15 protein-coding genes are annotated in these 16071 nt (G+C 37.5%); 2 read left to right on the forward strand and 13 right to left on the reverse strand.

The window, feature by feature from the left end:
* Positions 1 to 27: 27 nt before the first annotated feature.
* From hblD to NV349_RS12950, 9 genes are all read right to left on the reverse strand, one after another.
* The gene (gene hblD / locus NV349_RS12910) at positions 28 to 1257 is read right to left on the reverse strand and encodes a hemolysin BL lytic component L1 (protein ID WP_271910143.1); all 1230 of its coding nucleotides are present in this window, start codon (positions 1255 to 1257) and stop codon (positions 28 to 30) included.
* 46 nt (positions 1258 to 1303) lie between these two features.
* Entirely contained in the window at positions 1304 to 2617 is a 1314-nt protein-coding gene (hblC, locus tag NV349_RS12915) for a hemolysin BL lytic component L2 (protein ID WP_271910144.1), read from the reverse strand.
* 704 nt (positions 2618 to 3321) lie between these two features.
* Positions 3322 to 4587, reverse strand: a complete 1266-nt coding sequence (locus NV349_RS12920) for an MFS transporter (protein ID WP_271910145.1) — start codon at positions 4585 to 4587, stop codon at positions 3322 to 3324.
* Between the two features lie 214 nt (positions 4588 to 4801).
* Positions 4802 to 5989 (reverse strand): MFS transporter, encoded by a 1188-nt coding sequence (locus NV349_RS12925; protein ID WP_036126945.1) that lies wholly within the window; start codon positions 5987 to 5989, stop codon positions 4802 to 4804.
* Positions 5990 to 6209: 220 nt separating this feature from the next.
* Positions 6210 to 7079 (reverse strand): metal ABC transporter permease, encoded by an 870-nt coding sequence (locus tag NV349_RS12930; RefSeq protein ID WP_036126947.1) that lies wholly within the window; start codon positions 7077 to 7079, stop codon positions 6210 to 6212.
* Entirely contained in the window at positions 7076 to 7948 is an 873-nt protein-coding gene (locus NV349_RS12935; protein ID WP_036126949.1) for a metal ABC transporter permease, read from the reverse strand. Before NV349_RS12935 ends, NV349_RS12930 begins: the two co-directional genes overlap by 4 nt.
* An 11-nt stretch (positions 7949 to 7959) precedes the next feature.
* Positions 7960 to 8688 (reverse strand): metal ABC transporter ATP-binding protein, encoded by a 729-nt coding sequence (locus NV349_RS12940; protein ID WP_036126951.1) that lies wholly within the window; start codon positions 8686 to 8688, stop codon positions 7960 to 7962.
* Between the two features lie 9 nt (positions 8689 to 8697).
* Positions 8698 to 9612, reverse strand: coding sequence for a metal ABC transporter solute-binding protein, Zn/Mn family (locus NV349_RS12945; protein WP_036126954.1), 915 nt, complete (start codon positions 9610 to 9612; stop codon positions 8698 to 8700).
* Between the two features lie 520 nt (positions 9613 to 10132).
* On the reverse strand, positions 10133 to 10741 hold the full coding sequence (locus tag NV349_RS12950; RefSeq protein WP_089932598.1) for a TetR/AcrR family transcriptional regulator: 609 nt from the start codon (positions 10739 to 10741) through the stop codon (positions 10133 to 10135).
* Between the two features lie 162 nt (positions 10742 to 10903).
* Here NV349_RS12950 and NV349_RS12955 point away from each other — a divergent pair, with 162 nt between their 5' ends.
* Positions 10904 to 11641, forward strand: coding sequence for an SDR family NAD(P)-dependent oxidoreductase (locus NV349_RS12955; protein ID WP_089932596.1), 738 nt, complete (start codon positions 10904 to 10906; stop codon positions 11639 to 11641).
* 126 nt (positions 11642 to 11767) lie between these two features.
* Positions 11768 to 12796, forward strand: coding sequence for an S-layer homology domain-containing protein (locus NV349_RS12960; protein WP_036126958.1), 1029 nt, complete (start codon positions 11768 to 11770; stop codon positions 12794 to 12796).
* 22 nt (positions 12797 to 12818) lie between these two features.
* Here NV349_RS12960 and NV349_RS12965 read toward each other — a convergent pair whose 3' ends face one another.
* The 4 genes from NV349_RS12965 to NV349_RS12980 form a co-directional block, all read right to left on the reverse strand.
* Positions 12819 to 13718: a LysR family transcriptional regulator gene (locus NV349_RS12965; protein ID WP_036126960.1), complete on the reverse strand. Its 900-nt coding sequence runs from the start codon at positions 13716 to 13718 to the stop codon at positions 12819 to 12821.
* Between the two features lie 483 nt (positions 13719 to 14201).
* Positions 14202 to 14741: a flavodoxin family protein gene (locus tag NV349_RS12970; RefSeq protein ID WP_036126962.1), complete on the reverse strand. Its 540-nt coding sequence runs from the start codon at positions 14739 to 14741 to the stop codon at positions 14202 to 14204.
* A 263-nt stretch (positions 14742 to 15004) separates the two neighbouring features.
* Positions 15005 to 15631 carry a nitroreductase family protein gene (locus NV349_RS12975; RefSeq protein ID WP_101966752.1) on the reverse strand — a complete coding sequence of 209 codons (627 nt, stop codon included), beginning with the start codon at positions 15629 to 15631 and terminating at the stop codon, positions 15005 to 15007.
* Positions 15632 to 15657: 26 nt separating this feature from the next.
* Entirely contained in the window at positions 15658 to 16062 is a 405-nt protein-coding gene (locus NV349_RS12980; protein ID WP_036126965.1) for an Ohr family peroxiredoxin, read from the reverse strand.
* Between the last annotated feature and the right edge of the window lie 9 nt (positions 16063 to 16071).

Raw genomic sequence — 16071 nt, forward strand, 5'->3', positions numbered from 1 at the left:
CCTATATACTTTTTAAGTTTTTGTGCATTAGTCTTGTGTAAAAGCAATGTCTTTTGCAATAAATTCCGCATCTTTATGAATATCATTCCAACTTTGTTTAGCTGCTTTTAAATCATCAGGTATTAAAGAGAGCTTATGATCTTGCATTTGATCGATATTATCATATAAGTCTTTATAATTTGCCCCCATTGTATTCCATTGCTTTTGGATGTTTGTTAGAGACATGATTGCTTGATCCACTGTTTGATACAAATATGTCAACGTGTCTTTTGTGTTATTAAGTGCAATAACGGCTTGGTTAGCAAGATCAGCTTTCGTGCTTAATTCCCCTATTTTATGGGAAATTTCGTTATAGGCATTCATATGATTAGATGCCATAATACCGGATGCTGTCCCTAAACCAATACCAGCTGCACCGAGTGCTGTAAGGCCACCAACAACAACCGGCGTTGCTGTTCCACCAGTCACAACAATTACTACCCCTCCTGCAATCGTCCCAATAACTAAAATAGCTGCTCCCAATCCTCCTCCAATTGACCATGCCAATACATTGTTAAAATGGTCTTTCTGAGTGGAAGATAGCTGCTGAATTTCAGCATGAAGTTGTGGAATCAATGCTTCTTTTCCAGCTAATAAGGCTGTTAATCCACCCTTCCCATCTGGACCACCGACATTATTTTTAAAATCAATTGAATTTGTATAGAGTTTCGTTTTGAAATTTTCTAATATGTTAATTACTTCTGTCACTTCTTTTGAATTTGTATGAATTGAACTGATTAGATCACCAATGCCTTCTTTTAGCCCCTCCCTATCTTTTTTTTGGACAATGTCTATTAATGTGTCGTAATAATTATTAAATTGTTCATCGTAATTCACGATATTACGTGCTGTCTTTTGAATTTTTGGCTTCGCTGTATCTAACCAATAATTTGCATTGATTCGAGACAGATCCTGATTAAGGTGAATATTTTTGATTAATTCTCCCCCTTCTGACCCTAGATCAATATTGGAGAGATTTACATTCGGTTGCTTAATCATTGTTTTTGCGTACAAATCCATTACAAGAATATGAGATCCCGTTTCCGCTAACGCCTTCTTCAGTCCCTCAGGTCCTAATTCATAATTATCCTGTTTTTGAACGACCTCTTTTTGAGCGCTCCATTCTTGTGCAAACGCATGAATAGATGTACTATTATTAGCAGTTAAAAGCGTTGTCAATGCAGCCAAGGTTAACACCTTATACGAAAATTTCTTCATATTTTTTCCTCCCTACTTTTCGATAGGTTTTTACAAATTTTAAGCATCAAAATTTATTAACCTGTTCCTCAAGTTGATTGATTATATTTTTTAATCTTCTTAATGTATCTTGTTGAGACAGTTGATTTGCCGCATCAGTTGATAATTTTGTTATATTATTTTTTATTAGCTTCAAATCTGCTTTATAGCGTTTCAATAGGTCAATTTCTACATCTACTTGACTAGCAAATGTATGCAAATCATGCTGCATAAGAAGAAGCATGGATTGTTGTAAATCTGCTATTGTTAGTTTCTTTGTTAAATCATATAGTTTTTGATTTTGGATCTCTAAATCATCTAAATATGCTCTTTGTTCAGCCATTAGTTTGTTAACTTCAGCGAAGGTATTATATGTTTTTTTGATTTTTTCTGGGTCAATTGTTTTCATAAGGTCATACTCTTTTGATTTTGTAGCAGCGGCTGCAGCAATTTCAGCTTGTTTATCTTTCTCAATTTTTTCACGAGCCTCTTTTTTAGCTGCTTCAATCTCTAGAATAGATTTCCCCTGTTCTTTTGCTTCTTGCTCTGCTTTTTTCTCTGCTTCTAGAATAGCGTTGTTAATTTCCTTACCTTTGTTATAGGCTGCCACCGCTATTTGAGCTGCTGGTTCAATGATATCTTTCGAAAGACTATAAATCTCTTGGAAAATATTGAGTCCCTGTTCATTTAAAGCTCCTGGTATCAATGCGATTTGCTGTAAATCATTGTGAATTGATTTTTTTGTATTTAGTAATTCAGCCTTTAGCTTGTCTATTTTCCCTGTTCCCTCTGCGCTTAGTACCTCCTGCGCTTTTATCACATCAGTATCGAGATTTTTTAGTTTTTTATCAAGCTGTAATTTAAGATCTGTTAGCTCATTCATTTGGTATTGAACACTTTCTTCGTTTGTCAGAACCATTTCTTGAAGAACTTCCAATCTATCCAAAAAGCCTTCCTTATTTTCCTTAGTGTCTACAAATTCTTTTAATGTAGGATAATAGGCCTGAAATTTTGTTACAAAGCCTTTACTTTTTGAATTGAGTAAAATTAACTTTGGATAAAGTTCCACTGCCCACTCTTTCATATCTTGTTTTATTAGAAATTGCTCTGTATTTAAAGCTGGTACTTCCTCTAACTGTACATTAGGGTTCATTAAAGCTTTGTCTATATACATTTGAATCAACTTTGATTGTGCACCTAATTTTCTTAATGATGAGGACAGAGCTACGTTCTCCTCTTGCATTTCTACTTGCACTATAGGCGTTGCAAAAGAATGGATAGGACTCACTCCAGTAGCAACAATCGATGTTATTATCAACCCTGTAATTATTTTCTTTTTCATTGTTTGTACCTCCCTACATAGATTGCCACAATATTTTTATTACAATTTGTTCTACATTTGTACACCTCTAATCTACTATTGATATTAGGAAAGTTCTTAATAAGAATAGACATCCCTAATAACATAAATTTTAGAGAAAGACACATATTTTGGCAAAAAACAACATAAATAGGCTATTTAATGATGAAAATAGATTTTTATGTCGTTTATTTTTTTGAAAAACCACTAAAACAAACTAAATAAGTCTATATTTGTTACATTTTCCTAATAATGAGTGTATTTAGGGATCAATATTGACATATTTTTTACTAAAAAACTATATTTTGTATGAATAGATAAACTTAGAAATTCTAATTTTCCCGCTTATTTTATAGAGTTCACGCTATTCACATTTCAACTTCTTCCATTTTCACACTGGATAAAAACTTTTGTCCCCATAGCCCATAGAAAAACACCTTTCGTTGATAAGTTTATCAACGAAAGGTGTTTTTATCTGTCTTGTTAGATTTTTACTTTGAAAAATGAGAGGTACAGCTTTCGTCTGCTTTTTCACCATTAACAGCCATTTTTTCTTATTAAAATACTATTTATCGAGAAAGAAAATAACTATAGGAAATGGTTCACTTTTCTTTGAAGCAACTCTTTAAACTTTGAAACTATCCCCAAACAAGATTGTTTCGTAACCAATGTAGTTTATACTATGCTCAAGCTCTTTTAGACCAAATCACTACGGGAATGAGCAGTAAAGACAATAGCCCTCCTGCTAAGGACAATGCCGCATAACTAGCATTCGCTACGACCATTCCTGATAGTGCACCACCAGATGCCCCCGCTAGTGCAACTAAAACATCCATTTTCCCTTGTGTTTTTGCACGTGTAGACGGCTCGGTCGCATCAACAATTTGTGCGGTACCACTAATTAAACCGAAGTTCCAGCCTAACCCCAGTAAAGAAAGTGCTACTATTAATAAAACCATCGAATCGCTTGGAGCGAATGCCGCTAATAAACCCGCTAGTAGCAAGGTAACACCGGCGGCGATACTCATGGCTGTTCGTCCAACTTTATCAACAAGAATACCTGTTACAAGCGATGGCAGATACATAGCCCCTACATGAAATCCAATAACAATGCCTACTTCCGATAATCCATGTCCATGATGTTTCATATGTACTGGTGTCATCGTCATGATTGCGACCATGACAATCTGTGTCAGAACCATCACCGTTGCCCCTACTGCTAGCCCTCTTTTATTGCCAGCTGTATGCAAGGATGGTGCTTTATAATCTTTGTTCATTTTTTGCTGATGTGCCTCAATGGCCTTAGCTATTTCTAAAGGATCAGGACGCAACATAATAAATAACACAAGCCCTGCGACAATAAAGGCAACCGCAGATAATAGAAAAGGACCTGCAAGAGCTGGAACACCAATGGATAGCGCCACTCTCCCCATCATTTCTACTAAATTCGGACCTAAAACAGCACCGAACGTTGTCATCAGCATAGTCGTACTAATCGCCGTGGCACGTTGCTTATCATTGGCTAAATCCGTCCCAGCATAGCGAGCCTGTAAATTCGCCGCAGTGCCAGCACCATAGATTAATAGAGAAGCGAACAAAACGATCACACTATTCATTATAGCGGCCAAAACGACACCTACAGCCCCTATTCCACCGACTATAAAACCTGTTGCTAAGCCTGTGCGACGACCATATCGCTGCGACAGTTTCCCTACAATGAAAGCTGCTCCTGCAGAGCCTAACGTAAATAATGCAGACGGTACACCTGCATAAGCATCTGTTCCTAGCATTTGTTGGGCTAACAGAGCACCTACTGTAATACCTGCTGCAAGCCCAGCCCCACCAAAAATTTGAGATAGACTGACAACGACCAACACACGCCTATATAAGGTTTTTAGTTTCTCTGGGGACGCTATATAGGATTCTATTGAATCTTGATCTTTTACAACCATTTTTCAACCTTCCTTCTCTAAATATAATGTATTCTCTATGTAAATATCCCTTTTAAAGTGCCATCATCTTCAAGGTATTCTATGCATACCAATCAAGATTAATTGAATCTATAAAATAAAGAAGGAACCGTCCTCATTTCATAGACAGTTCCTTTCATCTGCCACCACCCTTATATCGCTATAGGTATTGGTGTAGAGCATGGGTTACATTGAATTAATACGCATGCATAACCACTTTCTTCTTTTTAGAATAGAGTAAGAAAGTAGTTGTTAAACCTAAGCTAATAATCCCGAAAATAAGCCCCATGCCACTTAAACCGATTAAATCTAGCATCATCCCTGTAGATAAGAGCACGACTTGGAAGACGACCGAATCAATCATATTACGGAATGAGAAAAAACGTCCGTGGAACTGTTTCGGTACTTGTTTCTGGAAAATAACCATCGTTGTCGGGAAAAAACAGCCGACTGAAAAGCCAAAGACCCCAAATGCCACTAAAGCAAAAAAAGGAATTTCCGCCAGTAATAATAATAGCTCCATTGAGCCGATAATAAAGGCTAATGAAAAGAGCAGTGTACCCATGTGTACACGTTCAGCAATTATTTTTAAGCCTGCAGCACCTAACATAAAGCCAATGCCTTCGACTGTATATAGCAATCCTGAGATGGTTGTTGATTGATGGATTTCAGAAATTTTCATAATGACTAAATTGAAAGAGCCTAAAAATAATGTGGGAATTAACATTAAGACGAGTGTCATCAGGACGACCGGATGCTCCTTCACCATAGGCCATACTTCTTTAAAGTTTCCTTTATCTTTGTGTGTCAGTGTTGCATTTGTCGTTTCATCTAATTGCAGTAAGCTTGTAATAACAAACATGATCACATAGACAATAAATGAAATAATATATAGCCATTTTAAGTCAAAGAAGCTTAACATAAACCCTGCTGCGGCTGTGCCAACAATTCTTGAAATGGTTCTGGCATTCATTTGCCAAGCATTAAGCGTAATTAAATCTTGTTCCTTCGCAATCATTGGAATAATCGATTGCAAGGCAGGCATATAAAATGCGGCTGCTATTTGCAACGTAATTAAAAAAAGAATCATCCAAATAACCGAATTGGTATAAAGTGCGATAAACATAAATAAAACACTAATGATTCGTCCGATACTTGCCATTTGGACAACCGTTTTTTTCTTCGATTGGTCAATGATGCGCCCTGCCATTGGACCGACGACCAAGCCTGCTAAAATACCACAGGAAATAATTAATGATTTGTGAAAGTCTGAAGGTACTACCTCTTGCATAAAGGCTAGATTTCCAATAATGCCAGCCCATAGGCCAAGTCCGACGACAAATTCACCTAATAAAATAATCCATACGTTTCGATTTCTCCACATGCTGTTCTCCTTGTTGTTTCTTCAATAAAATTTATCGTAACAAACTATTAAATATTCGTACATAAAAATATAGAAAAATTTGTTAGAATCTAAGCCTTCTCTTTCTAGCATTTCTTAATGAGTATACTATTTTTCCTAACTGAAATACTCATCCAAAAGGTTGAACTTCCATCTAAAAGAAAAAACACCGTTTGATGAGCGCATCAAACAGTGTTTTTCGTTAAGACATTTCTAGCTTATGAACAAGTGCTTTTTTTCTGCGTTCGATTATTTTTTGGCTGATGAACGTCACAATAAATATTAACCCTACCGTTGTCGCCATCATACCAGCTATAGAAGTATCCCAAAACTTCGCTAAATAATAGCCGATAACAGAAGCAGCAGCACCAAAGAGCATACTATAGACAAACATTTGCTTAATCGTCTTACTAATTAAATAGGAAGTGGCGGCTGGCCCAATCAACATGGCCACTACTAAAATGGCCCCTACACTATCAAATGCCGCAACAGTCGTGAACGAAATGGATGTCATAAAGCCATAATGAAGAAATACAACGGGAATCCCAATAGTAGCCGCATACACAGGATCAAAAGTGGCAAGCTTCATTTCTTTAAAGAATAACAGCAAGAAGGCAATATTAATTACTAGGACGAGTAACAACATCCACACGGCCTTAGGCATCGCTAGCCCAAGCAGTGACCATTTATCCCAAGGTACAAAAGCAATTTCCCCCATTAGAACATGTTCAACGTCTAAATGGACATTGCCGGCATATAAGGTGATCAGAAGGACACCTGCCGCAAACAAGGAGGTAAAGACCACCCCTATTGCGGCATCTTCTTGAATGCCAGAAGAATGCAATAGTTGCACAAGGTAGGCTGTTAAAATTCCTGCAAACGCAGCACCTACAAGCATCCAAAAGCCATTTAATGTCTGGGTAACAAGATAGGCCATCACAATACCAAAGAGCACCGTATGACTGATGGCATCTGCGATCATGGACATTCTACGCAAGATGAGGAAGACACCTGCAATCCCACATGTCACACCAACTAATAATCCTGTGAATACAACCCAAAATTCGATCATCCTACATCACCCTGCTTTCGAAATTGCATTTTTCTACGATATTTACTAATTTGACCTGCAGGACTAATAAAATACGATATAAAGAATATTCCTGCTGCTACTAAGACGATAATCGGACCAGTCGATAACCCTGTTCGAATCGCACTAATAAAAGTTCCTGTTATGCCCGCAATTCCTCCAATCGCGGCACTCAAAATAAGCATCGTGCTTAATTTTTGTGTCCATAGCTTGGCACTTGCAGCAGGAATAATTAATAAAGCAGACATTAATATGACGCCGACAGCTTGTATACCTGTGACAATTGTCATCACAATTAAAACTGTTAAGGTTGCCTTTAAAGCCTCAATCGGTAAGCCAATCCCTTTTGCATATACAGGATCAAAGATGAGTAGCTTCCATTCCTTATAGAGTAAGAGGCTAACCATTATAATAATGGTTGCACTAATAAACAGCCACATTAAATCCGCTTTGGTCATCGTCGCTGCCTTGCCAAAAATAAAATTATTCAGACCGCTTTGATTACCAAGTGGACTACGGTTGACAACTGTTAAAAATACTACACCAACACCAAAAAATACAGTGAGGACTAAACCAATGGCAGCGTCAGCCTTCATTTTTGAAAACGATACAATCCATTGTATACAATACACAGATAATGCAGATGTGATGCCCGCTCCTAGCATTAAAACCGGCAATTCCTTTTGACCTGTTAGCAGGAATGCGAGCGCAATACCTGGTAATGCTGCATGTGCCGCAGCGTCACCAACTAAGCTTTGTTTTTGCAAGAAGGAGAAGGTGCCTGTTATACCAGCTGCAATGCCCAATAGCATTGTTCCACTAAGTACCCACAATAAATTACCACTTAACATTGTGTCCCTCCTTACGCATGCTGCATCATGAATAGTTTACCACCATACGTTTTTTGTAATTGTTCTGGTGTAAAAACATCTTCTGTTGCACCTGATGCTAAAATCGTTTTGTTTAATAGAATCGTATAATCAAAGTATTCTTTGACGGTTTGAAGATCATGATGGACGACAAAAATACTTTTTCCCTGTGCCTTTAAATCTTTTAAAATATCAATAATGGTTTTTTCAGTCGCAGCATCTACACCTGCAAATGGTTCATCTAAAAAATAAATATCTGCATTTTGAGCAAGTGCTCTAGCTAGGAATACACGCTGCTGCTGACCTCCTGACAATTGTCCGATGGAGCGCTCTGCAAAGTCCAGCATCCCAACGCTTGCTAACGCTTGTCGCGCAACAATTTTATCTTGCTTGGATGGTCTTTTAAATAAACCCGTATGGCCATAACGTCCCATGAGCACTACATCCAGCGCATTTGTAGGAAAATCCCAATCCACAGCATTACGCTGAGGGACATAGCCAACAACTAAACTTTTCGGCTCAAACACCTTCCCTAAAATTTCAACCTTTCCTACTTTATTAGGAAGTTGATTTAAAATGGCCTTTAAAAAGGTTGATTTCCCTGCACCATTCGGACCAATAATGGCCGCTAGATGACCTTTAGGTACCGTCACACAGGCATTCTCTAATACTGTTTTTTTATCATATGCTACTGATAGATTTTCTACTGTTAATGCATCCATACCATTCACCTACTTTAATGCATCGACGATTGTGTCGATGTTATGTTGATACATACCAATATATGTACCTTCCGTTGTTCCTTCAGCACCCATGGCATCTGAGAATAATTCCCCACCGATGACAATGTCGTGACCTTTTTCTTTAGCCCCTTCAATAACAGCCTTCATCGCTTTATCGGATACACTCGATTCTATAAAGAGAGCTTTAATCTTATTTTCTACTAAAAAATCAACCATTTCCTGAACATCCTTAACACCATACTCTGAATCTGTACTAAGCCCTTGTAAACCACGTACTTCAAACCCTTGGCTTCTACCAAAATAATTGAACGCATCATGAGCAGTTACTAAGATTCGTTGCTGTTGTGGTATTTCGTTCACACGGTTTTGAGCATAGCTTTGTAAATCATCCAGCTTCTTTAGATAAGATGCTTCATTCGTTTGAAAATCATCTTTAAATTCAGGGTATTCTTCCTGAAGTTGTGTACTGATTGCTTTGACAACGCCTTTCCATAGCTCAATATCAAACCATATATGCGGATCATGTAGCATCGAATCATCGTCACTTGCAAGGAGCTGCTTTTCATCTAATGTCTCGCCTACTGCTAAAACCGTTTTGTCCTTCGCCATTTGTTCAAAAATATCGAGCATTTGGCCTTCTAAATGTAAGCCATTGTAAAAAATGACTTCTGCTTTATCCAATTTCGATAAATCACTTTGTGTCGCCTTGTATAAATGGGGATCTACCCCTGGGCCCATCAATGCTGATACTTGTAAATGATCGCCACTAATTTCTTTGATTGCATCGGCTATTTGTCCAGTTGTTGCGACAACAATGCCTTCTTTCTTTCCCTCTGTTTCAGTTGAACAACCGAATAATAGAAGGGAGAGTGATAGTACCATTACACCTAACCATTGTTTCATTTTTTTACCTCATCTTTCTCTTTTTTAGTGATTGCTTGAAAAATAGCTAATATGTACGAAGTAGTGAGTTAGCGGACAAGCCATACCTTTCCTGTCATGCCCGCCTTTTAGCAACTGCTGTCGTTCACATCACCGATTTTTCTCATACAATCGCTTAATTTATATTCATTTTCCTAATAAGCTGGCGCCAGCTCATCCAGAAAAGTATTAACACTATGCCTGCCCCTACAGAATCTGTGAGTTTCCATAGTATTGCCAGAAGGATTAAAATGACCATTGGAAAAATTGTCAGTTTGATATCACCTAAATCTTTCATACACGCACTCTTCTTTCTCTGCAGATATTTTGTTTCCCTTAGGAAAAATATATGCTTAAAACAAAAATAATTCAACCTTTTTATGAAAATTTCTTTTGAAAATTTTTTTTCATTAAGAAAATATAATTTCGCCCAAACAAAAAAATCCCTAATTATTTCATTAGAGATTTTTTATAAAAATGCAAAATATATTATACAAACCTTTCACTCTTCTTTTTCCAGTGGCTTCCCTATAAATTCAAATGCATAAATATGAGTTTTAGTTAGTTCGATAATATCCTTAATTAAAGCGTCTTCCGATTTTTCATAACCACTTGCAATCCATTGCATCATCAATCCATAAAAACCGTATGAAGTATAATGCTTGAACATGTCCATATTGACTGGCTGCTGATTGATCGTTTCAAATTTAAATTGCTCTTGATATATTTTTGTAATGGTTAGGGGCATACGTGTATGCAATCCAGGAATTGTATCTTCAACATTCAGCAGCTCGAAAAATAGTCGATGCTTGTAAATATAATGAATAATATTAAAGGACGGTGCTTTCAATTTCGTCGTATACACCTTTTCCCCATATAAATAAGGTTCACCTACTGCGACTTCCAGACCATTCAACATCTGTTCGAGCAAATTTTCCGCTAACTCAAATTTATCTTGAAAATGCACATAAAAAGTACTACGGTTATAGCCAGCTCGTTCCACAATATCCTTCACTGTCAAGGCTTGAAACCCATGCTTTTTAATTAATTCGACAAACGCCTCATAAAAATGACGACGGGTTCTTTCCTGTCTTTGTGTCCATTTTGGCAATTTTACTTCCTCCCTTTTAGACATTTCGGGCAAATATGTCTACTAGTTAGACACTTGCTACGACATTAATGATTGTTTCCAATTTCAAGCGTTTTACAATAAAAGTACACCGTCATTTACGCAGTGTGCAAGAAAAAATTATAATTTAAGGGAGTGTCATATATGGGGAAATTACAAGATAAAGTCGCAATCATTACAGGTGGTGCTTCTGGTATTGGTGCCGCAACCGCTCAATTATTTGTAGCAGAAGGCGCAAAAGTAGTACTTGTGGACTTAAACGAGGAAAAAGGCCAAGCCTTTGCTGCCGAATTACAGGCAGCTGGTGCAAAGGCTATATTTATCAAAGCAAATGTAACAGATGAAAATGAAGTAGCAGCTATTTATCAAACAACAATTGAGACATTTGGCAAAATCGATGTCCTTTTTAATAATGCTGGAATTGGTCGTGTCACACCAACTGAGGAGCTTCCTTATGCGGAATGGCGTCAAACTGTCAATGTAGATTTAGATGGTGTATTTTTAATGGCGCAGGCTGCCATTAAAGAAATGCTGAAAGTGAATAGCGGTACAATCGTTAATACGGCTTCGATGTATGGTTGGGTTGGCTCACCAGGATCAGCCGCCTATAATGCAGCAAAAGGGGGCGTTATTAATTTAACGCGTTCATTAGCATTGGAGTTTGCTACTCGTGGTATTCGTGTCAATGCCCTATGCCCGGGTTTTATTGATACACCGATTATTCCAGAAGAAAGCAAGGAGCCACTACGTCAAGTAACACCTATGCAACGCTTAGGACAACCAGAAGAAATGGCAAAAGCTGTTTTATTCATGGCTTGTGATGATTCAACCTTTATGACAGGTAACACATTAACTGTAGATGGTGGCTACACAGCCCAATAATTACATCGTAAATAATCGCTTCCCCACAAGGGACAGCGATTATTTTTTGTGCTAGAAAAATTTGCAGTTTTTATCCATTTCCTGCAAACTATTACTAAAGCGAGCAAGAAAGGATGAAAACGACGAATGAAAAAATTAGTATGTACCTTATTATTTTCCATTCTGATTGTAGCCAGTGCAGGCAATGTACAAGCTTCTGGCTTTCGAGATGTATCAGAGGATCATTATGCCTATGAAGCGATTGTATGGGCAGAAGAGTATGATATTGTCAACGGCTTTACAGATGGTACATTTAAACCAAATGCCACGATTACTGAACAGCAGTTGGCCAAATTGCTAGCTAATTTTTATGAGCTTGAATCACCCATCGATGAGTTAAAGAAACAGACCCCTACGGCAAACTGGTCGGATGAATTTTATAACCAACTCGCTAGCTATGGTGTACCTTTAAATGGTTATTTTGATAACCGAATTCGAGCGGCTACTGTGAAGCGCGGTGTCGTGGCACAAGCAATTGCTCATTTAGCTAGCGGGAAGAAAGGGTTAGATCAATCTATTCAATTTTTACTTGATACCTATATTTCTTCAGGGCAAAATCCACAGTATGAAGATCGAAATTTACAGAAGTTTTATGGCGTAATGAACAATATGACACGTGCACAAGTTGTCACGATGCTCTATCGCATGGATGAACGAAATTTTTATGAAATTTCAGCGGACGCACAGTCCATTCATGATAATGCCAACAATGTATCTTTAAGTACAAGAGCGAAAAATGCTCAAAACCAGCTCGATAAATCATTACAGCAAAATACCCCTAGTAAGAGTGCCTGGGAAGGCGTTTATACGTATTATTATAAATGGGGAAAAGGAACAAATGATTTTAATCGCCGCGATGCCATCATTTCCAATGCCACAAACAACAGCTTTTCTCTTGCTTTAACGGCGAATGATGGCACCGCTTCAGGTAGTGTCAATGGTACCGCCACAATCACAAGCAGTACAAAAGCCATCATGAATAAATCCTCTAATGGCAATCGTTGTGTCGTCGAGGTAGAGCGTTTATCTAATAACGCCCTGAAAGTGTCCGAGATTGATTGCCGTGCAGAGCGTAATGAAAGCACTAATTTCTCTGGTACATTAAAGAAGCAATAGCTTGCAACAGAGTCTGATTCATTCAGGCTCTTTTTTCATTGCCAAATGCTTCATAGCTAAGCTTGGCTATAGCAATAAAATCCTGTAAATAGGCATGCATATGCTTATCTTTATGCCATGCAATATCTGTATAAATGGGCGCTAGGTCGATTGAGGACGGTAGCTCCACTAAATTTCCACTTTCCAACTCTTTTTCTACAACCATTTTAGGCAAAAACGTGATACCTAAGCCTGCCATCACACATTGCTTTATCGCCTCAATACTGGCAAACTCAATCATTTGTGAAGGCAAGACACCTTCTTGCTGTAGCTGTGCTTCTAAATGGTTCCGATAAGAGCAACCCGTTTCTGTTAACAGCATAGTTTCAATTGATAGTTGTTGAGCAGATAAAGGCTGCCTGATTTCTTTAGAGGCACTGACAAAAACAAGCTGTTCTTGAATCAATCGTTCTCGCTGTAGCATGGCGGTTTCCTGATATGTATCTGTTATAAATGCAACGTCGAGTTTGCCTTCTTGTAATAATTCCTTCGCAATGTCTGTCGTATGCACTGGCTTAAAAATGATTTTCACATGCGGGTGCGCCTGTTGAAATTGTTGTAAAATAGTTGGCAGTCGATAGACACATTGGCTCTCCTGTGCCCCCACTTTTAAGACAACTTGCGCCTGTTCATTGGACATCGCTTTTTTCATATCATGATCTAGCTCTAGCATTTTTTTTGCATACTGTTGGAGATGTTTCCCCTCCTCTGTCAGGACAATGCGTTTTCCTAGCCGCTCAAAAAGAATAACACCCAATTCTTGTTCTAATGTTTTAATTTGGGCTGTAATACTGGACTGGGCATAGTCGAGACGCTGTGCTGTCTGGGTAAAGCTTAATGTTTCAGATGCCGTTAAAAACGTTTGGAGCTGCTTCATATCCATTCACTTAATCCCCTTCATTCGGATTTTCCGATAGATTTTACCGAAACATTCATAAAAATCGATAGTAAAATTCAGTTTACACTAGTTAGTAGTTGAAAGAAAGAAGTTGCGTCTCATGATTCATCGCAAATTCTGGACAACAAAGCAATGTCGAATAATGAACAGATATCATGTTAGCAGGTGTACCACACGACAATTTATATAGCCAAGGATTTAACATTGAACCTATCTATGATTTACGTCACGACGTTATGACTTTCTGATGCTCGAGAGAATTTTAAAAAACATGGTAATCGATTTTGCCAAACCGAGCGACAACAAAAGAACCTTTAATCAAATAAAAAGAAACGGATTTGGAAGCTACATATCGTCCAAATCCGTTTTTAAATCGCGGGAGAAAATTTTGTTCTATTCTTTATATGTCTTTAACATAAGAGCATAAATGATCTTTTTTAGTAGCTAACATACATCAGAAACAAAATGCTATTGTAATTCTTTTCGAAGACATTCAGCTGCAGACAACGCTGTTAAATCTTGAAGGATATCTCCTGGTTTGTTTCCTTCTCCTAAAATATACCCTTCAAAGGTTGTGCCAATAAAGTCAAAGATATGTTGAAACTGCTGAATCATTGGTAAACCTTTCATATAAGGTTGATCTCCACCAACTGCAATTACATAGGCTTTTTTAGAAGACATCATCGCTTTGAAATTGGGATAATTTGGGTCCCTTAAAGTTTGGGACCACCGATCAATAAAGTTTTTCATCGCCCCTGTCATGCTATACCAATAAATAGGGGTCGAAAAAACAAGAATATCATGCGGGAGTATACGATCTATGATGGTGTTATAATCATCGTTTACTTCGGAAAATCCCCCCTCTGCATGCCGCTTATCTATTATTGGTTGAATGACATAATCCTTTAGATAAACTTCTTCAACATTTAAGCCTTGCGTGATTAATTTTGTCAGTGTCTCTACATTCCCATTCGGACGATTTCCACCGTAAATAACTGCTATTGACATATTGATTATCCCCTCTTCCTTAAAATTCCCTACTATTGTTTCCGAATGCTTATATCTTATTATGATTTTACAAATCGATAAAGATGATTATTTCGATAAAATAGATCGAAAAAATTGATTATAAAGAGGTTGCTAAATGGAAAAGAAACAAGTATTACTTTCAAGCACGCTAAAAGGAGAGCTTTCACCCTCCCCTTTTAAAGTCAAATCATATTATGAAGCCTTTGTTTTGGCTATTTTTTAATGTGAGTCGTTCTCTAACATTATTTATTGAACCTTACAATGTGATCAATTGAAAGACGTGAAGAGCCATAAGCTGGTGCAGCTGCTTCACCAATTGCTAATAATAGTATAGGTACTTCATTCGCAGGTAATTCCATGTACTCAGCAAATTTAGCTTTATCAAACCCACCCATTGGAACTGTATCATAACCCATTTCTTTCGCTAATAGCATTATTTGCATAGAAACTAAGCCAGCATCAAAGTGTACGATATTTTCTAATGTTTTTGTCGAAGCTGAGCCATACATTGTTAATGCGTCTTGAGCAAGCTTATTGGCAATTTCTTCTGGCATATAGCCTAATTCCACATTTTTTGCATAGATTTCCTTTGCATTTAAATACATTTCAGTATCACCAATGACAGCAATAATGGCAGAGGCTGTTTCGATTTGCTCTTGATTAAACGAAAAGAAATTAATATTCTTTTGAATTTCCCTATCATCAATGACAATAAATCGCCATGGTTGCATGTTACTTGAAGAAGGCGCTGAAGTAGCATCTTGCAACAGCTGCACTATTGTTTCACGAGAAATTTTAATATTAGCATTGTATTTACGAACTGATTTTCGCTCCTGCATAATTTGTTTTAATGGTGTAGTTGATAACATGTCATTTCCCTCTTTTTCAAAAAAATTTAAACTGCTTTAATTATTACATTGATATTTCCCATCGTTGCCTTTGAATATGGGCACACTGTATGTGTTAACTCTAATAATTCCTGTGCTTCTTCCAATGCTAATCCTTCAATATGTCCTTCGATGTCAACAGCAAGCACATAGTCAAAAGTAGCTTGTTCCATTAATTTGACTGTTACTTTAATTGTTGATGCGTTGTTTAGTTTTTTTTGGCGTTTAATTAAATCTAGTGCACTATTAAAGCAGGCACTATAACCTGCCGCAAATAATTGCTCTGGGTTTGTCACATTAGCTAATTTTGAGCCTGGTGGTGCAATTTTTAAAGAGAGTGATTGATCCTCTGCATATGATGTGCCACTACGCCCACCATCATTAATCATTGTAGTTGAGTATAATTCTTTCATAACCGAAAA

The sequence above is a fragment of the Lysinibacillus sp. OF-1 genome (assembly GCF_028356935.1).
In the GTDB taxonomy this organism is placed as follows: domain Bacteria; phylum Bacillota; class Bacilli; order Bacillales_A; family Planococcaceae; genus Lysinibacillus; species Lysinibacillus fusiformis_D.